Raw genomic sequence first — 24,402 nt, 5'->3', positions numbered from 1 at the left:
TGTTGCGCCCGTGCCAACATCGACAGTCTGCCGACTCAGGCCGGGTCGTGGTGGCTGGCGCAGGCGTGCGGGGCTGTGCCAGCCACACTGGCACCGGCAGCGGCATTGCAATCGGCGCAGCGGCCGTACAAGGTCAGCTCGTGGCGTTCGACAACAAAGCCTTGCGGCGCCATGCGCTTCAAGTCGCCCGGGCAATCATGCACGTCGAACACGCGCTGGCACGTGGTGCACTGGAAATGGTGGTGGTGGTGATTGGCGACAGCATTCGACTCATAGCGCGGGTTTTCACCCGGCAAGGTCACCACGTGCACTTTTTCTTCCAGCACCAGCGACTTCAAGTTGCGGTAAACAGTGGCGATGCCCAGCTGCGTCACCTGCAAGCTGGCCTGCACGAGGATTTCCTGCGCCGACAGGGGGCGCTGGGCCGACTCGATGGCGGCTTGAATAGCGGTTTTTTGACGTGTTGTGCGTTCCATAGCCGACAGAATACACCATCCGCCTGTATCTACCGCCCGGAAAAACTGTCACACAGTAATGATAATGGGTTATCATTATCAACTTAGGGCAGGCTATTTCCTTTTCACGCGCTGCCCCAACCCTGCCAACACCGATAGCCGATAAGGAAATCTTGCCCATGTCCGTACGCCCTCAACAACCGACTCCCCTCGCGCTGGCCATCATGCTGGCCTTTGCCGCCCCCGCCAGCGCCCTGGCGCAGCAGGCGACAACCTTGCCTGCCGTCACCGTCTCGGCCAGCGCGCTGGCCCTGGGCAGCGACGACATGAGCACGCCAGTCACCGTACTCGAAGGCGAGGCACTGGTGCTGGCAAGGGCTGCGACCTTGGGCGAAACCCTGGCCGGCCAGCCCGGCATCACGTCCAGCCATTTCGGCGCCGGCGCCAGCCGTCCCATCATCCGCGGCATGGATGGCCCGCGCGTGAAAGTGCTGTCCGATGGCGCCGAAGTGCAAGATGCCTCGACCATCAGCCCCGACCATGCGGTGGCTGCTGAACCGATGCTGTCGGAACAGATTGAAGTGCTGCGCGGCCCGTCCGCGCTGGCCTACGGCGGCGGCGCCGTCGGCGGCGTGGTCAATGTGATCGACAAGAAAATCCCCACGCGCGTGCCTGCGAAAGGTGTTGAAGGCAGCGCGGAAGTGCGCGCCAACTCGGCCGCGCGCGAAAAGGCGGGCGCCTTTGAAGTGACTGGCGGCTCCGGCAACATCGCTTTCCACGCGGAAGGCGTCAAGCGCGACGCGAAGGAATACAAGGTCGGCAGCGGCTGGGAAGGCGGCTCGAAAGTCGGCGGCAGCTACAACAAGACGGACACGGGCAGCGTGGGCGTGTCGTGGGTGGGTCAGCGCGGCTTCCTGGGCCTGGCCTTCACCAGCCAGAACGCAGAGTATGGATTACCTGGCCACAACCACGAATTCGAAAGCTGCCACCCGCACGGCACGCATTTGCATTGCGGCGGCCACGAAGGCCACGGCCACGGTGATGAAGAGGAACATGACCACGAGCACGAAGATGGTGCCGTTCCCTACGTGAAACTGAAGAGCGAACGCTGGGACGTGCGCGGCGAATTGCGCGATCCCGTGCCCGGCTTCGCCAAACTGCGCCTGCGCGCCGCATTCACCGATTACAAGCACGACGAAATCGAAGGCACGCAAATCGCCACCACGTTCAAGAACAAGGGCCACGACGCGCGCCTGGAAATGGAGCACCATCCCGTCTTCGGCTGGCGCGGCGTAGTGGGCCTGCAAACATCGAAGCGCGATTTCTCCGCCCTGGGCGAAGAAGCGTACGTGGCGCCAACGGTAACGAAGAAACACGCGGCCTTCCTGGTCGAGGAATACAAGCTCGACCAATGGCGCTTCGAAGCGGGCTTGCGCCACGAATGGCAAGACATCACGGTCGACAGCGCCACCCTGCAAAACCGCAGCGCCAAGGGCACATCGGTCTCGCTGGGCGCCGTGTGGAAATTCGCGCCACAGTACTCGCTCGGTTCGACCATCTCGCGCACGCACCGTTTGCCCAGCGCCGAGGAACTGTATGCGCACGGCGTGCACATGGCCACGGCCACATATGAGCTGGGCAATGAAAACCTGGGCAAGGAAACGTCGAACAATATCGACTTGACCTTGCGCAAATATGCGGGCGCCACGACGTTCTCGGCCAGCGCCTACCGCAACAAGGTCGATAACTACATCTTCGGCTCCACGCTGGACAGCCACGAAGGCTTCCAGCTGATCCAGTACGCCCAGCGCGACGCCACCTTTACGGGCGTCGAAGGGCAGATCCGCCAGCAACTGAACCCCATGTTCGGCGCCAGCGTGTTCGGCGACTACGTTCGGGCCAAGCTGGCCGCCGGCGGTGGCAACTTGCCGCGCATCCCCGCCCAGCGTTTCGGCGTGAAGTTCGACGCCAACTGGCAGGCGTGGAGTGGCGTGGCCGAGTTCTACCGCGTGAGCAAGCAAGACAAGGTCGCCGCGTTTGAAACGGCAACCCCGGGCTACAACATGCTGAACCTGTCCGCCAACTACGACACGCGCATCGGCACGACGCCGGCCCAGTTCTACATCAAGGCGAACAACCTGACGAATGAGCTGGCTTACAGCCACACCTCGTTCATCAAGAATGCGGCGCCGTTGATGGGGCGCAATGTGACCATCGGTATGCGCGTGACTTTCTAAGCTGCTTGAAACGTAGGTCGGCTTAGCGAGCAAGCGCGTAAGCCGACAACACCAGCGGCGCCAACAATGTTGTCGGATTACGGCGCTGCGCGCCTAATCCGACCTACGCCATGGATGGAATAATATCTATCCTGTCCGTGCAAAACCCATCCACGCCCCAGGCCAGCAGTTCGCTGGCCCGCTCCGGCGTGTTGACGGTGTAGCAGAACAGCCCGTATCCGGCCGCCTTGATCTCTCGCGCCAGTTCCGGCGTCAGTTGCTGATGGTCGCAATGGATGGCCACCACGCCGAGTTCCTTTGCCTTTTTCACCCAATCAGATGGTATCTGTTCGACCAGCCAGCCGCGCGCCAGTTCCGGGGCCGCTTCACGCGCCGCCTGCAGCGCTTCAATGCTGAACGACGATAGCAGCGGCAATAACTCTCCTGCAGCAATTTCCTTTGCGAAATAATCGCGCGTGGCGCGCGCCACGGTCTTGCCCGTGGCCACGTCAACGCCCGGTGCCGGCTTGATTTCGATATTCATCCAAATGCGCTGCGCCTTGCAATAGTCCACCACGGCCTCGAACGTGGGCACGCCCTCGCCCGCGAATGCGGGGCCGAACCAGGCGCCCGCTTCCATGGCGCCCAGCTGCGCGGCCGTGTAATCGTTGACATGGCCGCTGCCGGCCACGGTGCGGCCCAGCTCGGGGTCGTGCACGATGACGGGCACGCCGTCGGACGCCAGCATGACGTCGAATTCCACGGCGCGGTAGCCGTAGACCAGGCCACAGCGCAGGGCGGCCAGGGTATTTTCAGGCGCCAGGGTGCCGCCGCCGCGGTGCGCCAGGGTGCGTGGATAGGGCCACATGCTGTTCCTTTATCGTGATGAGGTTGTCGATCAAGACATCTTGCCATCATCGCGCGCCAGCGCCACCATGTAAAGGACGCGATCGGGCGATTGGCGCCGTCACCGCCCGGTTTCGTCGCAACGGCGTTGCGCCCGCGTGCAGAGCCGCCCATAATTGCCGCATTGCCAACCCGAGTGTCCACCTGAAAGCATTCCCGCATGCACACTACCGACGCAGCCCCCCGCAAGACGGGCTTTCCCTACCGGCGCCTGCTGGGCGATGCCCGCTATGCGATGCTGCTCAATGTCTTGTGTGCCCTCTTCATTACCTTCGTGCTGAGCGGTGGGCAAAGCTTCTGGCTCAACCTGCTTGCGTCCATGTGCATCGGCAGTATTGCTTTCCTGCTCATCGACGGCATCCGCCTGGCGTGCTGGGGCGAACAGCGACGCGCCCCGTTGCTGCCCTTCACTGCCCTCATTATCGTCAGCGCCGCCGTGGCGCAAGTTGGCGGCACCATGCTGTTCGGCTGGCTGGCCAATATCGACGTTCCCGCGCCCGTCTCCATGTCGTCACGCAATGTCGGCATGACGGTGTTCACCTTGGCGGCGGCGGGAGCGGCCATCCTGTTCTTTGGCAGCCGCGAAAAGATCGCCCGCTTGCAAATGGAGGCGGCCCAGGAAAAAGCCCGCGCCGAATCCGTGGCGCGCCAGGCCATGCAGGCCCAGCTGCAGCTGCTGCAGGCGCAGATCGAACCACACATGCTGTTCAATACCCTGGCCAATCTGCAGGGTCTGATCAGCTTTGATCCGGACCGCGCCCAGCTGCTGCTCGACCAGCTGATCCAGTATCTGCGCGCCACCCTCTCTTCCTCGCGCGCCGGGTCCACCACCCTGAAGCAGGAGTTTTCCTTGATGCAAGCCTACCTGGGCCTGATGTCGATACGCATGGGTGCGCGCCTGCGCTTTACCTTGGACTTGCCCGAGGCCTTGCGCGATATCAAAGTGCCGCCCATGCTGCTGCAGCCGCTGGTGGAAAACGCCATCCAGCACGGCCTGGAACCAAAGATTGAAGGCGGCCATATCCACGTGCAGGCATCCACGGACGCTGGCGTGCTGATCCTGACGGTTGCCGACGATGGCCTGGGCCTCGATCATCCGGGCCAGACCAAGGGCACGCATCTGGGCGTGGCGAATATCCGCGAACGCCTGCGCGGCATGCATGGCGATGGCGCCAGCCTGTCGCTGGCCGCCAACCATCCGGCAGGCGCGACCGCCCGCCTGACACTCCCCCTTCCACCCACCATCACGAGTCCTATCGCATGAGCCACCACACCCCGCGCGCCCTGATCGCCGAAGACGAACCCATCCTTGCCGCCGCCCTCGCGCACGCCTTGCAGCGGCTGTGGCCCGAACTCGACATCGTCGCCACCTGCCCCAACGGCGTGGAAGCCTTGCGCCAGGGCCTGGCGCTGCAGCCCGACATACTGTTTCTCGACATCAAGATGCCAGGCAAGACGGGCCTGGAAGCGGCCGAGGAACTGGCGGAACAGTGGCCCGACGGTATTGCGTTTCCCCACATCGTGTTCGTCACGGCCTATGATGAATATGCGCTGGCCGCCTTCGAGCACGCGGCCGCCGATTACGTGCTCAAACCCGTCAACGATGCCCGCTTGGGCAAGACGGTGGAACGCCTGCAACAGCGCTTGGGCGACAGCGGCAACGGCACAGCAACAGCAACCCCAGCGGCGGCGGCAGCAACGGCGGGGTCCGCCAGCGACGACAACATGGTCCGTTTACTGGCCCAGCTGCAGGCGATGACGGCGCCCGCGCCGCGCCTGCACATGATACGGGCAGCCGTCGGCAACAGCGTGCGCATGATCGCCCTGGCCGACGTCGTGTATTTCGAAGCGCTGGACAAATACATCAACGTCGTGTGCCAGGACAGCGAAGCGCTGATACGCACAAGCCTGAAGGAACTCTTGCCCCAACTGGACCCGCAGCAATTCTGGCAAATCCACCGGAGCACCATCGTCAACGCCAGCGCCATCGCCACGGCCGTGCGCGACGAGGCGGGCAAGCTGTCGCTGACCCTGCGCCAGCATCCGGCGCAGCTGCGCGTCAGTCCTTTATATGCGCATCTGTTCCGCCAGATGTAGCTAATGCAACTGGTTAATGCAGCTGGTGCTTCAGGTCCGACAATTCATCGTGCACCTTGAGCACGGCGCTCTTCATTTCCGGCGTGACGCTGGACGCCGTGCCGCAGGCCCGCTTGGCGCGGTCGCCCAAGGATTCCATCTGGTCGACGGCTTGCCGGATGCGCGCATCGTCTTGCGTGTCGATCGCTTGCCGCACGGCGCTCTTTTGCTGGTCCAGCTGGTTGATGCAATCCTTCAAATCCATGGGCATGCCCTGCTGCTGGCCGCACAGCTGGGCCGCCTGGCCGATCGCGTGTTCGATGGCGCCGAAGCGCCGTGCCACTTCCTTTACCTGCATCATGATGTGTCCTCCCACAGTGTAGGGAGTTGGATCGTCAAGCCGGTACGGGGTTCCCCGCTGGCGGCCACAAGGTCGAAATTTCCATGCAGCACTTTTTTGTAAGCGCTTGTGACATTTTAGATAATGATCAAATGCCTCAGATACATTGGCGTACCTGAACCACCATGCCCTCCATGACCTCGCTGACTATCCTGCCCCGCCGCGCGCCCGGCTTGCTGCTGATCATCCTGCTACACGCAGGGCTGGCCTATGTCATCGTGCAGTCGCGGCCCCGCCTTGCCTCTGACGACAACCTGCAGCAAGGTCCGGCCATCACCTGGCTGCGCCACACGCTGCCGGCACCGCCCAAGCCCGTCCCCGTAGCGTTACCCAGCACAAAACCAACTGTCGCAAGAGTGCCTCGCCGGCCCATGCCGGCGCCCGCCATCGAACAGGTGCCAGCACCTGCAGCGCCGGAAGCGATCACAGTGACGCCAGCGCCCAGCGCGGCCGATATCCTGGCGCAAGCCAAGCGCGACGTGGGCAAGATCGACAGGGAGTTGCGCAAGGAATTCCCGCAGCGGGGCGGAGAGAAATTCGAGGACACGGGTTACAAGCGCATGCAGCAAGGCTTTGCCGAAGCCTACGCGGCCGTGCCGCCGAAATGGTACGAGGCATCAAAAATCGAGGAAATCGGCGCGAATGAGGCCAAGGGCAGCCGCACGTATAAAATCACCAGCGCGCTGGGCAGCTTGTGCGTGACCACGCGCGCCGGCAAGCAGGGCGAAACGATGATCGGCATGTGTCCCAAATAGCCGGACTCAGCCCACCGCTTCGCGCGCCCCCAGCGGCTGCAGATGGCGCAGGCGCAAGGCGATCAGCACGCCGCCGCCCAGGCACAGGCCCAGCATGATGATGACGCCCGTCCAGCCGTCGAAGCCCCACATCATGCCCGAAGCGGAACCGATCAGGCTCGATCCCAGGTAATAGAACAGCAGATAGAAAGCCGAGGCCAGCGCCTGCGGCGCGCGGGCGCGGCGGCTGACCCAGCTGCTGGCGATCGAGTGCGAGGCAAAGAAGCCGAACGTGGCCAGCGCCATGCCGATGACGATCAGCGGCAGCGAATCGAACAGGGTCAATACAATGCCGGACAGCATCAGCGACAGCATGATCCACAGCACGCCCCGGCGCCCCAGCCGGTCCACCAGGCGTCCCGCCCAGACGGAACTGAAGATGCCGATCAGGTACAAAAAGGCCAGCAAGCCGACCGTGCTCTGGCGCAAATTGAATGGTGCGGCCAGCAGGCGGTAACCGATGTAGTTATACAGGCTGACAAAACAACCCATCAGCACGAACGCCAGGCAGAACAGCCACGGCAAGCCCTTATCGGAAAAATGCTGTTTGATGGCGTGCGGCAAGGCATTCCAACCCTTGGTACTGGGCACGAAATTTTTCGACGCGGGCAGGCTGCGCCAGAATTCCGCCGCCGCCAGCACGCCGGCCACGCCCAGCACGCCCAGCGCCCAGCGCCACGACAGGAAATCGCTGAGCATGGAAGCGATCAAGCGCCCCGACATGCCGCCAAAGGCGCTGCCCGCAATATACAAGCCCATCGACAAGCCAAGGGACGGTCCCTCGATTTCCTCGCCCAGGTAGGCCATGGCCACGGCCGGCATGCCGCCCAGGGCGATGCCGAGCGCCGCGCGGATCGCCAGCAATTGCGCGTAATCCTGCGCGAAGGCGGACAAAATCGTCAATATGGCGGCGGAAAACATCGACGCCACCATCAGCGGCTTGCGCCCCACCCGGTCCGAAACGGCACTGAGCAACACCAGGGAAATGGCCAGCAAGCCGCTCGACACGGACAGCGACCAGCTGCTTTGCGCCGGCGTCAAATGAAACTGCTGCGACAGCAGCGGGAACAGCGGCTGGATGCAGTACAGCAAGCTGAAGGTGGAAAAGCCGCCAAAGAACAGGGCGCGGTTGCTGCGCTTGAATTCAATCGAACCCTTGGCGATGGCCGTGCGGGCAGCAGGAGCGGAAACCGGGATGGCCGATGGGGCAGCGGGGGCAGCGGGGGCAAAGGCAAGCGATGAATCAGACATGGCCATGTTTCGAAGAGGAGCGAGTCTGCATGTTAGGATTGCCAACTCATATCGTCCAATATATATTTAAGGACCAACTCATACTTTAAAACGATTACTGGACAAACATGGAACTGCGCCACCTGCGTTACTTTGTCGCCGTCGCCGAGGAACTGCACTTCACGCGCGCGGCCGAGCGCCTGCACATCGGCCAGCCGCCGCTGAGCCAGCAAATCCAGGCGCTGGAAGGGGAACTGGGCGCGCAGTTGTTCGAGCGCAACAAGCGCTCCGTGCGGCTGACGGAAGCGGGCCGCCTCTTCCTCGACGATGCGCGGCGCATCCTGGCCCTGTCGGAACAGGCGGCCGTCACGGCGCGCCGGGCCCAGCGGGGCGAAGCGGGGGAATTGCGCATCGGCTTTACGTTTTCCACGCCGTTTACGCCGTATTTCGCCACCGTCATCAACCGCTACCGCCAGCAGTTTCCCCACGTCACACTGACCCTGCATGAAATGGCGACCTTGCATCAGCTGGAAGCGATCAGCGGCCGCACCATGGACCTGGGCTTCGTGCGCCCGCCGGAAACGACGTATCCATCCGATATCAAGCTGACGCAATTGCGCCAGGATCCGCTGTTCCTCGTGCTGCCCGTCGCCCATCCGCTGGCGGCCAAGGACGCGATTGCCATTGCCGACATGGCGGGCGAAGGTTTTGTGATGTATCCCAAGGATGCGGGCACGGGGATTTATCCGCAGATCTTCCGCCTGTGCAAGGCGGCCGGCTTCGTGCCCCAGGTGGCGCAGGAAGCGGGCGAAGCGTCGACCATCATCGGCCTGGTGGCGGCCGGCTGCGGCATTTCCGTGCTGCCCGCCTCGTTCGACCGCATCCGCATGGACGGCGTGTGCTACCGCCCGATCGCCGACCCGCAGGCGACCACCAGCTTATTACTTGCGCAACGGGAAGAAGAGACGTCGCCGCTGGTGGCGGCGTTCGTGAAACTGGCCGAGGCAGCGGCGCTGGAAGAAAAAGAATAGGCCGGCAGGTGCCGGCCTACATTGAGGTACATCAGGAGTAATCGGCGTCCAGCTCCGAACCCGCATAATTTTCCAGGTCCTCGAACAGGCTTTTCATGCTGGCCCGCGTGAGGATTTTATGCACGACGGTGCAGCTGCGGCGGTACGACTCGATGCGGTCGAGCAAGACCGGATGGTGCTGCACGGGAACCTTGGCCACCAGGGCGGCCCAGCCTTCCTCGAAGTCGGGCTTGTTCTTGCGCACGGAACGCACGAAGCGTTCAAACTCCTTTTGACCCGTGCGCGCGATGATGCGTCCGCCGCCTTCGATGGCGAAGATGATGGCCAGCGCGATGACGCCCTCGGCATTCAAGTCGCTGTCGCTGACGGGGCCGTTGTCATGGTGGCGGCGCAGCCAGCTTGCCAGGCGCACGACGGCTTGCACTTCCTTGCGCTGTTGCAATTGAACCGCATACTTTTCATAGCCGGCCCAGTTCTGGTTCGGGTCGGCCTGGCAAATATCAATGAACAGCTCGCGCAGGCGCCGCTGCAGGTAGACGGGGTCCTGGTCGTACTCACCGACGAGGGCGTCTTCGGGCAGCTGCGACAATTCCTTGATCAGACGAAAGCCCACCTGGAACGCGTGCTCGGCGCCGTGCTCGACGAGGAAATCGAGCGCGGCCTGGTCGCCTTCATGCGTGACGGCCTGTTCCAGGCCCAAGGACACGCCGCCCACCGTCAGGTACAGCGCTTTCTGGATGCCGTCGGCCGTGCGTTCATTCGTGAACTTCTCGGCCACCATGGCCGTGATACCCGTCAATTCGTCGGCCAGGTTCAGGGCCGCGTCCTCGCGCGGGTCGCCCGGCAACAGTTTGATGGCGCGCACGAGGCGCGGAAGATTCTCTACAACAATTGCTGGCAGCATTAGACGTTCCCTGCTTTCATTACGAGAAAATGCCCGTGCCCAGGCTGCGGCGCGTGCTGGAACGCGGCGCGCTGCGCGTGCTCGGCACTTGCTTGCGCAGGCGGTACAGCAATTCCTTGGTGCTCCGCTGCAACATGGTCGGCTCTTCGTCCGGGTCGTCCGAGTATTCCGCGTCGGCCAGGTCGGCGCTGTGGCGGAAGTCGGGGAACAGTTCGAACAGCGAGCGGTCCCAGCCGTCTTCATTCGCTTGCGCCAGTTCGATGGCCAGCGGCACGACGTCGTTGTCGGACGAGGTCACGCCCGTCACGTACGGTCCCTTGATGACGATCTCGCCCGCCACTTCGAGGATTTCCTTCGGTGCCATCGAGAACAGGATGGCGAACGCCGTGGCGCCCCAGTCGGTGGCGGATGCTTCGAGCAGCAGCTCGCGGCGGCGCTCGGCGTCGTCGGTGGAAAACACCACGCCGTGGATGTGCGCGAACAGGGCTTCGGCGATGCGTTCCGGATCGTCCTCGATCTGGTCGTCGCTCCAGGTGGCGGCGATGAAGGCCAGGCTGTCGGCCCACGCCTTCGGCGGCACCAGCAGGGTTGCCAGCGACATCTTGCCGCCGTCAAAGCCGGCCAGGTGCAGGGCCGTTACCTGTGGCGGGATCGCGCTCAGCACTTCCACCACGGCCAGGTCGCCGTACTGGTCGGCCGCGTCGGCAAACGCCTGCTCGGCGTGGCCCAGCGAACCGGACAGCACCAATTCCGTGACCTGTTTCGTCAGCGCGGGAAGATTGCTCTTTTGTTCCGTGTTATCGGCCATGGTCATCTCCATCCTGGTCAAACATCTGGGCGAAATCGTCGGTGGCTTCGTCTTCGTCGTGATCGTCGTCGCCGTCGTCATTGGCAGCCAGTTGGTCGAGCGACTGGTCGTCGTCGTCCCACAGGCGCGGATTCTTGTGCAGGAAAGCCGTGATGATGGCCTGGCGCGCCAGGTCGGGGAAGCTCTCTTCGATGGCGGCGTACATCTTCGCCGCTTCCGGCGCGGCGCAGGCGGCCATGGAAAACACGCGGGCCGAGTCGCCGAACTCGTAGTCTTCGCTTTCGGCCAGCAAGCCTTTCGGGTCGCTGAAGGTGATGTGGTCGACCAGCGCGAAGGCCAGCATGTTCACGTCTTCAATGCCGCCGCCGCTCGCGTATTCACCGACCAATGCATCGACCATGCTCTTGTAGTTCTTGCGGTTCGGCGGGTCGCCGAGGATGCCTTCGATCTGGCCTTCCAGCTCGCGCGACTGGTACGCGAATTCAGGGTGTACTCTTCTCATGCTGTGCTTTCCAATGTAATGCGCGGCGCTGATAAAAGCGCCGTTGTTGTTGTTTTCAAGTAATTCGGGCCGGCTGATGCGGGCCGCATCGTTTTAGTCGGCAGGTAATACTGTGCCATGTAAACGAAACACGCCGCACCACAGCGCATACGCTTCCGCTTCCGGATCGATGATGATGCGGTGGTTCACGCTCTGGTCGTATTCGGCGCGCTTGGCCGGGTCGGCCAAGATTTCATACGCCTTGGTGACGCTCTTGAAGCGCGCCTCGGCGCCGGGGGCCTGGTTGCGGTCGGGGTGGAAGCGCATGGCCAGCGAACGGTAAACCTTCTTGATTTCATCGTCGCTGGCATTGGGCGCGACACCGAGGACGTTATATAAATTTTCCATAAAAGGCTCCGGGGTCACGTTTTTCTACTAATTAAAGGCGAATTATCCTATAGAACGGCGTCGGCGTCGCTTGCATGCCGGGAAATGGGGGTAAATACGTGCTTATAAAGCGCTTGCGGTACGGTAAAATGCTTTTTACTGTCACTCTTCCGCATTGATCAATGAGCAACGATAAACCGAATACCGCCGCGCCAGCGCTGGCGCCCAATTTCTTGCGTAACATCATCGAAGCCGACCTGGCTGCCGGCGCCCACGTGCGTCCCGGCCTGCCCCAGGTGATCACGCGTTTCCCGCCGGAGCCGAACGGCTACCTGCACGTGGGCCACGCCAAGTCGATCTGCGTCAACTTCGGCCTGGCGCGCGATTACGCCGGCCAGTGCAACCTGCGCTTCGACGACACCAATCCGGCCAAGGAAGAGCAGGAATACGTCGACACCATCATGGACAGCGTGAAATGGCTGGGCTTTGACTGGGAGCCGAAGCAGGCCGATGGCCAGAGCCACCTGCACTACGCGAGCGACTATTTCGACCAGCTGTACGCGATGGCCGAGTACCTGATCACGGCCGGCTTTGCCTACGTCGACAGCCAGAGCGCCGAAGACATGGCCGCCAACCGCGGCAATTTCGGCCAGGCCGGCAAGAATTCGCCATTCCGCGACCGTCCGCGCGACGAATCGCTGGCCCTGTTCCGCGCTATGAAGGCGGGCGAATTCAAGGACGGCGAGCACATCCTGCGCGCGAAGATGAGCGAAGATGCCATGAGTTCGCCGAACATGAACTTGCGCGACCCGGCCATCTACCGCATCCGCCATGCGCACCACCACCGCACAGGCGACGCCTGGTGCATCTATCCGATGTACGACTACACGCACCCGATCTCGGACGCGCTGGAAAATATCACGCATTCCATCTGCACCCTGGAATTCCAGGATCACCGCCCGTTCTACGACTGGCTGCTGGAAACCCTGTCGGCCGGCGGCTTCTTCGCCAAGCCCGTGCCGCACCAGTACGAATTCTCGCGCCTGAACCTGACGTACATCGTCACCAGCAAGCGCAAGCTGCGCCAGCTGGTGGAAGAAAACATCGTCGATGGCTGGGACGACCCGCGCATGCCGACCCTGGTGGGCATGCGCCGCCGCGGCTACACGCCGGAAGCGATCCAGCTGATGTGCGAACGCACGGGCGTGACGAAATCGGACGGCTGGATCGACTACAGCGTGCTCGAAGGCTGTTTGCGCGAAGACCTGGACCCGAAGGCGCCCCGTACGGTGGCCGTGCTGCGTCCTTTGAAACTGATCATCGACAATTTCCCCGAAGGCGAAAGCGTGGAATGCACGGCGCCCGTGCACCCGCACTTCCCCGAGCGCGGCTTGCGCACCTTCCCCATCTCGCGCGAGCTGTGGATCGAGGAAGACGACTTCATGGAAGTGCCGAACAAGGGCTATTTCCGTCTGTATCCGCCGATCGACGACAAGCCGGGCAGCCGCGTGCGTTTGCGCTACGGCTACGTGATCGAGTGCACGGGCTACGACAAGGATGACAACGGCAAAGTCATCGCCGTGCATTGCACCTACTTCCCGGACAGCAAGTCGGGCACGGAAGGCAGCTCCAACTACAAGGTCAAGGGCAATATGCACTGGGTCAGCGCGCCGACGGCCATTGCCGCCGAAGTACGCCTGTACGACCGCCTGTTTACGGACCCGCAGCCTGATGCGGGCGGCAAGGACTTCAAGCTGGCCCTGAATCCGCTGGCCAAGGAAGTGGTGCAAGCGTGGCTGGAACCGGGCGCTGAACTGGCCCAGCCGGAAGAGCGCTTCCAGTTCGAGCGCCACGGTTATTTTGCGGCCGACCGCGTCGACAGCCAGCCTGGCAAGCCCGTATTCAACCGCATCGTCACCCTGAAAGACAGCTGGCAACCCGCCAAATAAGGGCTGACGGCACACGAAAAAAAACCGCTGCGGCGGTTTTTTTCGTTTCAGCGAGAAATATTGCCTGTTGACTATAATAACGATAATTTTGTATATTAGGCAGCTATTGAGCAATTTGCAATTTTAATAGCGCTTACACAACGCAGCCTAGCCTCCGCCGCCCAGGCGGCACCCGATTCCTCTTCCTGATGCGGATGGCGATGTCTTCTACTGCCGGCGAACACCCCTTATCTGCTGAAAAAAGACCACTGTGGCTGCTCGGCTTCGTGATGTCGACGATGGTGGGCCTGCTGTTCTATATGGCCGCCTCGCTGTCGATCGAAAACGATGCCAGTGAGTTATTCAACAATCTGGCCCGCAATACCCAGAAAAACATCGAATCACGCGTCAAGTCGTATGCCAACCTGCTGCGCGGCACGGCCAGCCTGTTCCACGCCAACGAACACGTGAGCCGCGAGCAATTCCACCGCTACGTGGCGAACATCGCGCTGCAACAGAACTATCCTGGCGTGATGAACCTCAATTACAGCCAGGAACTGGACGAGACGCAGCGCGCCGCCCTCGAAGCGGCCATGCAGCGCGACTATCCCCCCGGGCGCGACGGCTATCCGGCGTTTGCCATCCATCCACCCGCCCCGCGCGCACACTATTCCGTACTGGTGTATATCGAACCGATTGCCAGCGCCCCTGAAAAATATGGCTATGACATCGCCTCGCGCCCCCTGATCGCCGAAATGCTGGCGCAGTCGCGCGACTCCGGCAACATCAGCAATTCCGGCGTGCCCGTGCCGATGCAAGGCCGTCCCCAATTGACGGGCATGGCCATGCGCCTGCCCGTGTACCGTTTTGGCATGCCGGTCGATACGGTGGAGCAGCGGCGCGCGGCGTACCAGGGTTCCGTCGGCATCGGCTACGACCTGGTGACGATGATGCGCAGCGCGCTGGCGGACATGCCGGTACGCAACGTCCGCCTGACCCTGTTCGATATCGGCCCGCAGGCGCGCGCACCGCTAGACTTACCGCACGACATGCGCCCCATCTTCGACAGCACGACGGCAGGCATGCATGCGCCATGGTGGCTGCCCGGCAATTCCGGCCGCTACCTGAGCAGCACGATGCTGATCGAACATAATAGCCGCGTGTGGCAAGCACTGTTCAGCGTGCGCAAGAGCGACCTGTATACGCGCTTCGACGCCTTTTTGCCCTGGCTGGCCCTGCTGATAGGCTTTGCCAGCACCATGCTGCTGTACATGCTGTTCCACACCCTGGCATCGTCGCGCCGGCGCGCCATCCAGATGGCGAACGGCATGACGGAGGAATTGCGCGCCAGCCAGATCCGTCTGCAGCTGTCGCACCAGAAACTGCGCCGCCTGGCGGCCCACGCCGACCAGATCAAGGAAGAAGAGCGCAAGCGCATCGCGCGCGAAATCCATGACGACCTGGGACAGAACCTGCTGGTGCTGCGCATCGACGCAGACATGCTGGCCTCGCGCACGCATCGCCGCCACCCGCGCCTGAATGCCCGCGCCCGCTCGACCCTGGAACAGATCGACGCCACCATCAAGAGCGTGCGGCAGATCATCAACGACTTGCGCCCTACCGTACTGGACCTGGGCGTGAATGCGGCCGTCGAATGGCAGGTGGCGCAATTTCGCCAGCGCACGGGCATCGCCTGCGAAGTGAGCGAAAGCCATGACGACATTTGCCTCAGCGACCAGTGCGCGACGGCCCTGTTCCGCATCCTGCAAGAGTCGCTCAGCAACATTTCCCAGCATGCCCATGCCAGCCGCGTGCAAGTCAAGCTGGAAAAGTGCCGCGATACGGTATCGATGAGCATCAGCGACAACGGCGTGGGCGCGGCCATCGACGGGCGCAACAAGCTGGGCTCGTTTGGCCTGGTGGGCATCGAGGAGCGCATTAAGTTGCTAGGCGGCACTTTTTACATCGAAAGCAGTCCCGGCGCCGGCATGAGCGTGCACGTCAGCGTACCACTGGGCGCGGACGCCACCGCATTTCCCTACCAGGAAGATGGCCGGGCCAGCGCTTGACAGGCACGTCCCGCATGAAACAAGCTCAGCTTGCGTATTTTGTAATTAGATGCAATATTGATGTAGAACAACTCAGCGCCAAGCCCGCCAAGGGCCAGGCATTCCGCGACCATTTGCCAGGAGTACACAACCGCCACACAAGCGCCGCTCTCCCTTGTTGCACTGTATTTCCCACAACGCTCTTTACCACAAGGACATTCATGGATACGAACGACAGTTTCAAGGCAATTGCCGATTTGAATTTGGACGCGATCAAGGTCAAGCTGATGCACCGGGAGTCAGGCGAAGGATGGAGCCTGGAGAAGGCCAATGCGGTGGAATTCGAATACCGGCGTTTCCTGATCCTGATGAAACAGTTTCCGCAAGAAGAAACGGCGCCGCTGATGGACGTCGATACCTTCTGGCACTACCACATCCTCGACACGCTGAAATATGCGGCGGACTGCGAACAGGTCTTCGGTTACTTTCTGCATCACTTCCCGTACATCGGCTTGCGCGGCGAAGACGACGAAGCGGCGCACCAGCGCGTGGGCGAGCGCATGAAGCAGCTGTATGAGCAAACGTTCGGGGAAGATTATATCCGCGCAGAAACGGCGTATTCGGGACGGGCAGTACAGGCAGCGTATTCGGGACGCGCGGTACAAGCGACGGCATACTCGGGCCGTGCCGTGCAGGCGGCGTTTTCGAGTGCGGCGGTACAAGCGACGGCATATTCAGGCCGCGCGACGGGGACTGCCAGCACGGCATTTTCCAGCGCACCTGCCTCACTGACGGCGGCGGTGGTCAAGTCGTCCACGACTGGCCTGGAAATGGGGCGCTTCTATGTCGATCGTCCGGTGCTGAACCGCGACCCGCAATAGAAAAAGAACAGATGTGGCTGCCGCACGCGGCAAGCCTGACTTACCCAGACAGCACCTCTCAGTTTGCCGTCTGTCAGGCGCTCTTAGGCAGCCATCAACTCGCGCAGTTCACGAATGCTGAAATCGCTGATTTCATGCATGCGGATAAGGATCGTGGCGCCGATCGGCAAGGTGTTGTGACGAATCTTGCTGATGACCGGTGGCGCCACTTCCAGTGCTCGCGACAGGGCGGCATCGTTTTTCAGCTGCAGCTTGTCGATGATCGCGTCGAGGACGCGATTCGGGTTGTAGGTAGGCAAAGAGGTAATTTGTTTGAGAGACATGATCGAAAATCCGTACTTGTTGTATTAAGGCAAAAAGAAACAGAATGTCTCTTCTGCAATAATTCAGGGTAAACACACTAAAAAGCGCCATCACTTATGCGGCCTTTACGCCACAAACAATATAATACACGCTATTGTTGATTTTTGCGTAACTTAAAGCAAAATTGTGATAATTGAAGAGAATTGACGCACTTGGGATGTGCTAGAGGATAACTCAAATCGGGAAAATTTGCTGCACGTCATCAATTTTTACGATGAGCAACACCGCCGTGCATCAGCCAGGCTATGGCCATGAGGGTGCCCAGGCGGACCATGTCGGCGGATAAATGCCAGCCTTGCACGGCCAGGCCGGCCGGGGTGGCGGGAAGGCAAGTGCCGGTGAAGGCATCCACGCGGCACCAGGCCAGTTGCCGGCGAATTTCATCGGGCGGCGGTGGCGGCTGCAGCGCACGTTCACGACGCCGCATATAGGCGCGCACCTGTTCCTTGCTGGGGTGACTCGTAGCTCGCATGGATCGCTCCTGCTGACGGGAAACTGCGTCGCGCTAATTGTAGATGCCGAGCCCGCCACAACAAGCCAGGACGCGTGACGACATTGCTCACCATATCGCCAGCGCGCCATGACGCGTTTGCGTTGCATCAAATGGCAAGGCCCCGGCGTTGCGCCGAAGCCCACACTGCCCCAGCGTTTTATTTCTTTTGCTGGCGCACGCGCTGTTGCTGTTTTTCCTGCGTTTGCTGGCGGTTCTGCTTGCGCTCGAACAGGGTGACCGCATCTTTCTTGGCTTGCTCAGCGGTCCGCATTTCCTCATGCGCATCGTGCGGAACAAAAAATTCGGCATCCTGCGCCGCCACGACCAGCTTGATGGCGGCGTCGTCGTCGAGGTCATACAGTTCCGTCAGGACGGTGGTGACCTCGTCCAGGTATTCTTCGTAAGTGAGGGTGGTCATGCTGTAGTCCTTAAGTGAATGGCGCGCCGCCGCAACGGCGCGCTGCGCACCGGTCCGGCAAAGTGCGCAGATAACCGGCCATTTTACCCGATGCCGGCCGTATCGGCGGACAGCAACTGCAAGGCATCGGCTACGCGCGCGTAGCGCAGGCGCACGCCCAGCTCGCGCTTGAGGCGTGTATTGTGCAGGCGGCGCGACTCGGACATGAACGACAGCAGCATCGGCGTGACCACTTGCCGCAGCTCGGCACGCGGCAGGCGCGGCGGGCGCGGCAGACCGAAAGTATCGGCCACGGCATCGAAATACTCGGCCATCCTGAGTTCGCTGTCATCGCTGGCGTGATACACGCGTCCCGGCTTGCCGCGCCACAAGGCCCGTTCGATGATGCGCGCCAAATCATCGGCATGGATATGGTTGGTGTACACATCGTCGTCAGCGGCCAGGGCCGGCGTGCCTTCGCGCAGGCGCTTCAACGGCAAACGGTCGGGCGCATAAATGCCGGGCACGCGCAGGATGGCCACCGTGGCGCCGCGGCGCGCGCCCCAGCCACGCAAGACCTGCTCCGCATCGACGCGCCGCTTCGCGCGTGCATTCGCTGGCGCCGTCGGGCGCGTCTCATCGACCCAGGCGCCGGCGCAATCGCCATACACGCCGCTGGTACTCACATACACCATGCGTGCATGCTCGGGTAAAATGGCGACCAGATTGCGCGTGCGCCGGTCCAGCAAGCCCGACGACATGGGCGGCGCCAGGTGCACGATCATCGTCGCCAGTCCCGCCAGCCGCTGCAGGCTGGCGCGGTCATCGAGGTTGGCCACGATGGGCACGGCGCCGGCTGCCCGCAGCTGCGCGCAACGCGCTGGCTGGCTGGTGACGGCAAAGACGCGAAAGCGCGCCGCTAGCTGCGGCAGCAAGCGCATGCCCACGTCGCCGCAGCCCAGGATCAGCAAGCGCGGCAAGCCCACCGGCTTGCGCAAAGAGTGCATTAACATATTTTTCATCTCAAGGATTGTATGACTTTTCAAATTACTGTTCAGCCCAGCGGCCACCAATTCAGCTGTGAAGCGGACGAAACCGTCCTGTCGGCGGCGATCCGCGCCGGCGTGGGCTTGCCGTACAGCTGCAAGAGCGGCGCCTGCAGCTCCTGCAAAGGCAAGATCGTCTCCGGCAATGTACAGCATAAGCCCTACCAGGCGCGCTCCCTGACGGAAGAGGAAGCGGCAGCCGGCTACTCGCTGCTGTGCTGCGCAGTGCCGCAAGGCGACCTGGTGGTGCAGGCGCGCGAAGTGGCGGGCAGCAGCGACTACCCGATCAAGAAAATGCCGTCGCGCGTGACCACCATCGAAAAGGTCGCGCCCGACGTCGTCGTGCTGACCCTGCAGTTGCCGGCCAGCGAGCGCCTCAACTACCGCGCCGGACAGTATATCGAAATCATGCTGCGCGACAACAAGCGCCGCAGCTACAGCATGGCCAGCGCGCCCGTCGACGGCGGCCCCGTGAGCCTGCACATCCGCCACATGCCGGGCGGCCTGTTCACCGACCAGGTGTTCGGCAGCATGAAAGAGCGCGACATCCTGCGCTTCGAAGGCCCGATGGGCACCTTCTTCCTGCGCGAGGATTCCGACAAGCCCGTCGTGCTGCTGGCCTCGGGCACGGGCTTTGCCCCCTTGAAAGCCATCGTCGAGCACATGATCAACGAGCAATCGCCGCGCCCGATCACCCTGTACTGGGGCGCGCGCCGTCCGCACGACCTGTACATGGATGCGCTGTGCCGCCAGTGGGCCGCCGACTTGCCGCAGTTCACCTATGTGCCCGTCGTGTCGGAAGCGCTGCCGGAAGACGCCTGGAGCGGCCGCACGGGCTTCGTGCACCAGGCCGTCATGGCCGACCTGCCCGACCTGTCCGCGTATCAGGTGTATGCCTGCGGCGCACCGATCGTCGTCGAGTCGGCCAACCGCGATTTCGTGCAATTGTGCCAGCTGCCAGCCGACGAGTTCTACGCGGACGCCTTCACCACCGAAGCCGACCTGGCCAAGTAAGCCTCCAGACAGCGGGGTGCTGCTGGCGCGGCATCCGCTGCCGCCACCCGCCCCACCCCGCTGCCTCCTGGAAATCTCATGTCCATCGCTATCCTGCGTCACCGCAATTTCGCCTGTTACCTGTCCGCCCGCGTGCTGGGCACGGTGGCCGTGCAGATGCAAAGCGTGGCCATCGGCTGGCAGGTGTACCAGATCACGGGCAGCCTGTTCGACCTGGGCCTGATCGGCCTGGCACAGTTCGCGCCCTTCCTCGTCTTGATTTTGCCGGCTGGCCACGTGGCCGACCGCTATAACCGCCGCAACATCATCGCCTGGTGCCTGGCGGCGCAACTGGCGTGCGCGCTGGCCCTGCTGGCCTTTACCCTGAGCGGACTGTCCATCGTCTGGCCCGTGTTTGCCGTGCTGGTGCTGTTCGGCAGCGCGCGCGCCTTCATGATGCCGGCCACGCAAGCCGTGCTCGTCAACATGGTGCCCACGCAACACTTCAGCCGCGCCGTCGCGCTCAGTTCGTCGAGCTCGCACGTGGCCATCATCCTTGGGCCTACCCTGGGCGGCTTGCTGTATTACTTCGGCCCCAAGGTGGTGTATCTGATCTCGGCGTCGCTGCTGGTCGTGTCCGTGCTGCTGATGCGTGCCACCACGCCGGCGCCGCAAGTGGTCAAGCGCGAGCCCGTCAGCTGGCATACGCTGCTCGAAGGCTTGCGCTTCGTCTGGTCGAAACCCATCGTGCTGGGCGCCATTTCGCTCGACCTGTTTGCCGTGCTGTTCGGCGGCGCCACGGCGCTGCTGCCGGCGCTGGCGCATGACGTGCTGCATATCGGCCCCAGCGGCCTGGGCTTGCTGCGCACGGCGCCGGGCGCCGGCGCCGCCCTGTGCTCGATCGCGCTGGCCATCTTTCCCATCACGCGCCGCGTGGGCGCGTGGATGTTCGGCGGCGTGGCCGTCTTCGGCCTGGGCACCCTGGTGCTGGGCAGCACCAGCTATTTCCCGCTGGCGCTGGCGGCGCTGTTCCTGATGGGCGCCGGCGACATGGTCAGCGTCTACATCCGCCACCTGCTGGTGCAGTTCGAAACGCCCGACGAGATCCGCGGCCGGGTCAGCGCCGTGAATGCCGTCTTCATCGGCGCCTCGAACGAGCTGGGCGAATTCGAATCGGGCCTGACGGCCGGCTGGTTCGGCCTCGTGCGCGCCGTGCTCTTCGGCGGCGCCGCCACCCTGGCCGTAACGGGCATCTGGGCCGTGCTGTTCCCCGTGCTGTCGCGCATGGACCGCTTCCCCCACCACGAGAAGGAAGCGGCCGCCAGGACGGCCACCGCGGCAGGCACATAAGCTATAAGATGCGCTATCGCCACTGACCAAGCCGCAGCATGAAAATCACGCTTCCGTTCCACAGCTTCATCCGCAGCCGCCCCCACCTGAGCATGGCCACGGCCATCGGCGTGGCGGCCGGCCTGCTGCTGCCCGCCTCGTGGCAAGAGATGACGCGCTTGCTGACGGCGTGGAACGTGGCCGTCTGGTTCTACCTGGCAACGATGGCCTGGATGATGATGCGCGCCAACCATCACAAGGTCAAAGCCATGGCGGCGCGCCAGGACGAGCGGGCAGCAACAGTCCTGTCGGCCCTGTCCGTCGCATCCGTGATGAGCCTGGCGGCCATCGTCTCGCAGCTGTCCTCGATGAAAGACATGGCGCCGGACGAGCGCGCGCTGCACTACGGCTTGACGATCCTCACCCTGGTCGGCTCCTGGTTTCTCGTCGGCACCCTGTTCTGCTTTCATTATGCCCACCTGTATTACCAGGCCGACCCCACGCTGCGCCCCCTGAAGTTTCCCGACGACGAGCCCAATCCCGATTACTGGGATTTCCTGTATTTCGCCTTCACCATCGCCGTGGCCGTGCAAACGTCGGACGTGTGCGTGCAGACGCGCCCGATGCGGCAAATCGTGCTGGGGCAATCCGTGCTGAGCTTTTTCTTCAACCTGGTCGTGCTGGGACTGTCGATCAATATCGCGGCTGGACTCATCAATGGCTGAAAAAATCATTTCCTAGCGGAAACTTGACCTGGCTGAAGGGTTAAGCTCATCTTAATCGTGCGCCCCCTCTTGAAATACCAGAAAGAGGAGTAAGATAAGTTCCATGCACAGAGGTCATGTGCATGAGGCAGCAACCAGGCCGCAGCACGCCTGAGATGGGTTTTTTTTGAATTGACAGGAGTAAGCATATGCAAATCAATATTCATACCGACAGCACCATCGCCAACACCGCTGGACTGAACGAACATGTGCAATCCGTACTGGAAGCCGCACTGAACCGCTTCCGCGACAACCTGACCCGCATCGAAGTCCACATCAGCGACACGAATGGCCCGAAAGGCGGCGCCGACGATATCCGCTGCGTCATGGAAGCACGCGTTGCTGGCTATCAACCGATTGCCGTGACCGAACAGAACGCCACCGTGCATCAATCCGTTGCCGGCGCCACGGACAAACTGAAACGCGCCATCGATAGTGCCCTGGGCCGCCTGCAAGACAGCAAGCGCCACGCCACCGGCAAGAATGCCGTGATCGATACGGCTGAAGCGGAAGAAACCGCCGAGTAACTCCCCACCTGCAGGATTTCCAGAGACTGAGGCAGCCGTTCAAGGCTGCCTTTGCACATCCGGCCCCGTCTTTCGTGCGCGGTAACAAGAATGCCAAAACCATCAGCATTCCAACGCATGGACGCGAGAATGAAATAATTGTCGTATTTCCCACAGTAAGTGACGTCGAGCAAGCCTTTGCCGTTACAGCCAAGGCCGCTTTACGCTATCATGAAGCTACCGGCCCCCTGCTCGCGCGCACCGGCTTTTTGAAAGTATGATTGTGGAACAGATCGGTAATTTCGGTGCTTCAGGCTGCAACATCGGCGATTTACAGCTATTTAGCGATGCTGCGGACAGCCAGACGGCCGCCATGCTGGCGCCCTGCCCCGTCATGCGCCTCGAAGCGGGCGAAGCCATTGCCGACAGCCAGGGCACCAGCCTGTACATCGTCCTGCGCGGCTCGCTGGCCGTGGCGGCCGACACCCACACGGGCATGGATGACGGCACCGTCAGCAAGGTTTTGCCCGGCGAAAGCGTGGGCGAACAATCGGTGCTCGATGAAGCGAGCAACCTGGCTGCCATTTCCGCCCTGGAAGAAACCGATTTGCTGGTGATCGACGCGGCCGTCGTCTGGGAATTGATCGAACAATCGAACGGCCTGGCGCGCAACCTGCTGCGCTTGCTGTCCTTCCGCATCCGCGCCGCCAATGCCCTGCTGCGCCGGCGCCAGAAACTGGGCGAATTCTACCGCCAGCTGTCGATGGTCGACAGCCTGACGGGTCTGTACAACCGCGCCTGGCTGACGGATCTGCTGCCGAACATGATCATCACGGCCCACGCCAGCGGCTCGCCGCTGTCGCTGGTGATGATAGACCTCGACCATTTCAAGCGTTTCAACGACACCCACGGCCACCAGGCGGGCGACCAGGCGTTGCGCATCGCCGCGCAAGTGCTGGGCGCAGCCCTGCGTCCGACGGATTTTGCTGTGCGTTATGGTGGCGAGGAAATGATGGTGATCTTGCCCGATACCAACGAACACGTGGCCCTGCGGGTGGCCGAGCGCCTGTGCGAACGCATGCAGCATGCCGTCATCTTCGCCGACATGCGCAGCGCGCTGCCGCACATCACGGGTTCCTTCGGCGTGGCCAGCCTGGCGGCCGACCAGGACGACGAGGCGCTGATCGCCGCCGCCGACGCGGCGCTGTACCGGGCAAAAGCCTCGGGTCGCAACCGGGTCATGCTGTAGCTCAGGCAGCCTTGCTGTCGGCCGGCTTGGCCGCGTCATCCTTCTTGCTGCTGTGCGCGGCGATGAAATCCGCATAGCCCTTCTGCACCAGCTCGTACGTCTTGTCGATATTGCCGGCAATATCGCCATTGAGCACTTTCAAGCCGTCCAGGATGTCGCGCGCTTCCTTGAAGCCTTTTTCCATGCCGCCGCTGATGGTGTCCATGAACTTGCTCAGGGCCGCATCGTCGTCCATGCCGGGATTCTGTTTTTTGAACGCGTCAAAAAAACCCGTCGACAGCGACACGATGCGGCTTGCCGTCGCTTCGGCGCTATTGTCTTGCGAGGCAGCGTTCTGGATCGCATCGTCACCGTACTGGCTCTTCAGCGCTTCATTGATGTTGGTGATGGCCGTCTTGTACAGCAGCGCCAGCGGCTCGTTTTCCGAACCGATCGAGACATTCAGCGACGCCTGCATGATGGAGGCGTTCAACTGCAGCTTGCTGCGCTCGTTCACGCTCATTTCAGCGTTGACGCCGTCCTTTTTCTGGACTTTATCGTCCTTGCCGGCAACGCCCGTACTGACGGAAGTCACGGAAGGGGTGGAATTGCCGCTTGCGGCGATGGGAATTGACACGATAGACCTCCTTGAACGGGCAATATATGCCACCATGCGGGAAACGCCATGATGACCATCCTCTCATGTAGTATCGGCAGGTTTTCAGAAAACTGTAGCAG

At 62.3% G+C, this 24,402-nt stretch carries 26 protein-coding genes; 13 read left to right on the top strand and 13 right to left on the bottom strand.

The window, feature by feature from the left end; translation table 11 throughout:
- Nucleotides 1–35: 35 nt before the first annotated feature.
- Nucleotides 36–476, bottom strand: a complete 441-nt coding sequence (locus tag CLU91_RS22345; protein WP_100875873.1) for a Fur family transcriptional regulator — start codon at nucleotides 474–476, stop codon at nucleotides 36–38.
- Nucleotides 477–634: 158 nt separating this feature from the next.
- On the opposite strand from CLU91_RS22345, the gene CLU91_RS22340 reads away from it, so the two are divergent.
- Nucleotides 635–2,692, top strand: coding sequence for a TonB-dependent receptor domain-containing protein (locus CLU91_RS22340; RefSeq protein WP_232730843.1), 2,058 nt, complete (start codon nucleotides 635–637; stop codon nucleotides 2,690–2,692).
- Between the two features lie 103 nt (nucleotides 2,693–2,795).
- Here CLU91_RS22340 and ugpQ read toward each other — a convergent pair whose 3' ends face one another.
- Nucleotides 2,796–3,539, bottom strand: coding sequence for a glycerophosphodiester phosphodiesterase (ugpQ, locus tag CLU91_RS22335; protein WP_100875872.1), 744 nt, complete (start codon nucleotides 3,537–3,539; stop codon nucleotides 2,796–2,798).
- A 198-nt stretch (nucleotides 3,540–3,737) separates the two neighbouring features.
- Between ugpQ and CLU91_RS22330 the strand changes: the two genes are divergently transcribed.
- Entirely contained in the window at nucleotides 3,738–4,841 is a 1,104-nt protein-coding gene (locus CLU91_RS22330) for a sensor histidine kinase (RefSeq protein ID WP_100875871.1), read from the top strand.
- Entirely contained in the window at nucleotides 4,838–5,674 is an 837-nt protein-coding gene (locus CLU91_RS22325; RefSeq protein WP_100875870.1) for a LytR/AlgR family response regulator transcription factor, read from the top strand. Before CLU91_RS22330 ends, CLU91_RS22325 begins: the two co-directional genes overlap by 4 nt.
- Nucleotides 5,675–5,687: 13 nt before the next feature.
- On the opposite strand, the gene CLU91_RS22320 is transcribed toward CLU91_RS22325, so the two are convergent.
- Nucleotides 5,688–6,014, bottom strand: a complete 327-nt coding sequence (locus tag CLU91_RS22320; RefSeq protein WP_100875869.1) for a hypothetical protein — start codon at nucleotides 6,012–6,014, stop codon at nucleotides 5,688–5,690.
- Between the two features lie 164 nt (nucleotides 6,015–6,178).
- Between CLU91_RS22320 and CLU91_RS22315 the strand changes: the two genes are divergently transcribed.
- Complete coding sequence (locus CLU91_RS22315; protein ID WP_100875868.1) at nucleotides 6,179–6,808, top strand: hypothetical protein; 630 nt, start codon at nucleotides 6,179–6,181, stop codon at nucleotides 6,806–6,808.
- 6 nt (nucleotides 6,809–6,814) lie between these two features.
- Here the strand turns inward: CLU91_RS22315 and CLU91_RS22310 are convergent, their stop codons facing one another.
- Nucleotides 6,815–8,098 carry an MFS transporter gene (locus CLU91_RS22310; RefSeq protein WP_232730842.1) on the bottom strand — a complete coding sequence of 428 codons (1,284 nt, stop codon included), beginning with the start codon at nucleotides 8,096–8,098 and terminating at the stop codon, nucleotides 6,815–6,817.
- A gap of 107 nt (nucleotides 8,099–8,205) precedes the next feature.
- Here CLU91_RS22310 and CLU91_RS22305 point away from each other — a divergent pair, with 107 nt between their 5' ends.
- Complete coding sequence (locus tag CLU91_RS22305; protein ID WP_100875867.1) at nucleotides 8,206–9,108, top strand: LysR substrate-binding domain-containing protein; 903 nt, start codon at nucleotides 8,206–8,208, stop codon at nucleotides 9,106–9,108.
- A gap of 31 nt (nucleotides 9,109–9,139) precedes the next feature.
- Here the strand turns inward: CLU91_RS22305 and CLU91_RS22300 are convergent, their stop codons facing one another.
- The 4 genes from CLU91_RS22300 to CLU91_RS22285 form a co-directional block, all read right to left on the bottom strand.
- Nucleotides 9,140–10,012: a hypothetical protein gene (locus CLU91_RS22300; protein WP_034759925.1), complete on the bottom strand. Its 873-nt coding sequence runs from the start codon at nucleotides 10,010–10,012 to the stop codon at nucleotides 9,140–9,142.
- Between the two features lie 19 nt (nucleotides 10,013–10,031).
- Nucleotides 10,032–10,820 (bottom strand): hypothetical protein, encoded by a 789-nt coding sequence (locus tag CLU91_RS22295; RefSeq protein ID WP_046685338.1) that lies wholly within the window; start codon nucleotides 10,818–10,820, stop codon nucleotides 10,032–10,034.
- Complete coding sequence (locus CLU91_RS22290; protein ID WP_100875866.1) at nucleotides 10,810–11,322, bottom strand: hypothetical protein; 513 nt, start codon at nucleotides 11,320–11,322, stop codon at nucleotides 10,810–10,812. Before CLU91_RS22290 ends, CLU91_RS22295 begins: the two co-directional genes overlap by 11 nt.
- A 93-nt stretch (nucleotides 11,323–11,415) precedes the next feature.
- Nucleotides 11,416–11,709, bottom strand: coding sequence for a DnaJ domain-containing protein (locus CLU91_RS22285; RefSeq protein ID WP_010395442.1), 294 nt, complete (start codon nucleotides 11,707–11,709; stop codon nucleotides 11,416–11,418).
- A 161-nt stretch (nucleotides 11,710–11,870) separates the two neighbouring features.
- Between CLU91_RS22285 and CLU91_RS22280 the strand changes: the two genes are divergently transcribed.
- The 3 genes from CLU91_RS22280 to CLU91_RS22270 all read left to right on the top strand — a co-directional run bounded on the left by CLU91_RS22280 (nucleotide 11,871) and on the right by CLU91_RS22270 (nucleotide 16,545).
- The gene (locus tag CLU91_RS22280; RefSeq protein ID WP_100875865.1) at nucleotides 11,871–13,637 is read left to right on the top strand and encodes a glutamine--tRNA ligase/YqeY domain fusion protein; all 1,767 of its coding nucleotides are present in this window, start codon (nucleotides 11,871–11,873) and stop codon (nucleotides 13,635–13,637) included.
- Between the two features lie 200 nt (nucleotides 13,638–13,837).
- Nucleotides 13,838–15,685: a CHASE domain-containing protein gene (locus CLU91_RS22275; protein ID WP_232730841.1), complete on the top strand. Its 1,848-nt coding sequence runs from the start codon at nucleotides 13,838–13,840 to the stop codon at nucleotides 15,683–15,685.
- 200 nt (nucleotides 15,686–15,885) lie between these two features.
- On the top strand, nucleotides 15,886–16,545 hold the full coding sequence (locus tag CLU91_RS22270) for a glycine-rich domain-containing protein (RefSeq protein WP_100875864.1): 660 nt from the start codon (nucleotides 15,886–15,888) through the stop codon (nucleotides 16,543–16,545).
- Between the two features lie 83 nt (nucleotides 16,546–16,628).
- Here CLU91_RS22270 and CLU91_RS22265 read toward each other — a convergent pair whose 3' ends face one another.
- From CLU91_RS22265 to CLU91_RS22250, 4 genes are all read right to left on the bottom strand, one after another.
- The gene (locus CLU91_RS22265) at nucleotides 16,629–16,868 is read right to left on the bottom strand and encodes a hypothetical protein (RefSeq protein ID WP_029496207.1); all 240 of its coding nucleotides are present in this window, start codon (nucleotides 16,866–16,868) and stop codon (nucleotides 16,629–16,631) included.
- A 242-nt stretch (nucleotides 16,869–17,110) separates the two neighbouring features.
- On the bottom strand, nucleotides 17,111–17,380 hold the full coding sequence (locus tag CLU91_RS22260; RefSeq protein WP_100875863.1) for a hypothetical protein: 270 nt from the start codon (nucleotides 17,378–17,380) through the stop codon (nucleotides 17,111–17,113).
- Between the two features lie 178 nt (nucleotides 17,381–17,558).
- The gene (locus CLU91_RS22255; protein ID WP_096234162.1) at nucleotides 17,559–17,819 is read right to left on the bottom strand and encodes a hypothetical protein; all 261 of its coding nucleotides are present in this window, start codon (nucleotides 17,817–17,819) and stop codon (nucleotides 17,559–17,561) included.
- Between the two features lie 83 nt (nucleotides 17,820–17,902).
- Nucleotides 17,903–18,820 carry an SDR family oxidoreductase gene (locus tag CLU91_RS22250; protein WP_100875862.1) on the bottom strand — a complete coding sequence of 306 codons (918 nt, stop codon included), beginning with the start codon at nucleotides 18,818–18,820 and terminating at the stop codon, nucleotides 17,903–17,905.
- Between the two features lie 12 nt (nucleotides 18,821–18,832).
- Between CLU91_RS22250 and CLU91_RS22245 the strand changes: the two genes are divergently transcribed.
- From CLU91_RS22245 to CLU91_RS22225, 5 genes are all read left to right on the top strand, one after another.
- Complete coding sequence (locus tag CLU91_RS22245) at nucleotides 18,833–19,858, top strand: CDP-6-deoxy-delta-3,4-glucoseen reductase (RefSeq protein WP_100875861.1); 1,026 nt, start codon at nucleotides 18,833–18,835, stop codon at nucleotides 19,856–19,858.
- A 78-nt stretch (nucleotides 19,859–19,936) separates the two neighbouring features.
- Nucleotides 19,937–21,187: an MFS transporter gene (locus CLU91_RS22240; protein WP_100875860.1), complete on the top strand. Its 1,251-nt coding sequence runs from the start codon at nucleotides 19,937–19,939 to the stop codon at nucleotides 21,185–21,187.
- A 38-nt stretch (nucleotides 21,188–21,225) separates the two neighbouring features.
- Entirely contained in the window at nucleotides 21,226–21,891 is a 666-nt protein-coding gene (locus CLU91_RS22235; RefSeq protein WP_100875859.1) for a DUF1345 domain-containing protein, read from the top strand.
- Nucleotides 21,892–22,079: 188 nt separating this feature from the next.
- Nucleotides 22,080–22,457 (top strand): HPF/RaiA family ribosome-associated protein, encoded by a 378-nt coding sequence (locus CLU91_RS22230; protein ID WP_100875858.1) that lies wholly within the window; start codon nucleotides 22,080–22,082, stop codon nucleotides 22,455–22,457.
- A 262-nt stretch (nucleotides 22,458–22,719) separates the two neighbouring features.
- A complete protein-coding gene (locus CLU91_RS22225) occupies nucleotides 22,720–23,685 on the top strand; it encodes a GGDEF domain-containing protein (RefSeq protein WP_100876868.1) in 966 nt (321 codons plus the stop codon).
- 1 nt (nucleotide 23,686) lies between these two features.
- On the opposite strand, the gene CLU91_RS22220 is transcribed toward CLU91_RS22225, so the two are convergent.
- On the bottom strand, nucleotides 23,687–24,301 hold the full coding sequence (locus tag CLU91_RS22220) for a DUF5610 domain-containing protein (RefSeq protein ID WP_232730840.1): 615 nt from the start codon (nucleotides 24,299–24,301) through the stop codon (nucleotides 23,687–23,689).
- Nucleotides 24,302–24,402: the final 101 nt, after the last annotated feature.

The sequence above is a fragment of the Janthinobacterium sp. 64 genome, assembly GCF_002813325.1.
Classification (GTDB): Bacteria; Pseudomonadota; Gammaproteobacteria; order Burkholderiales; family Burkholderiaceae_D; genus Janthinobacterium.
This window is presented reverse-complemented; position numbering and strand designations above follow the sequence as displayed.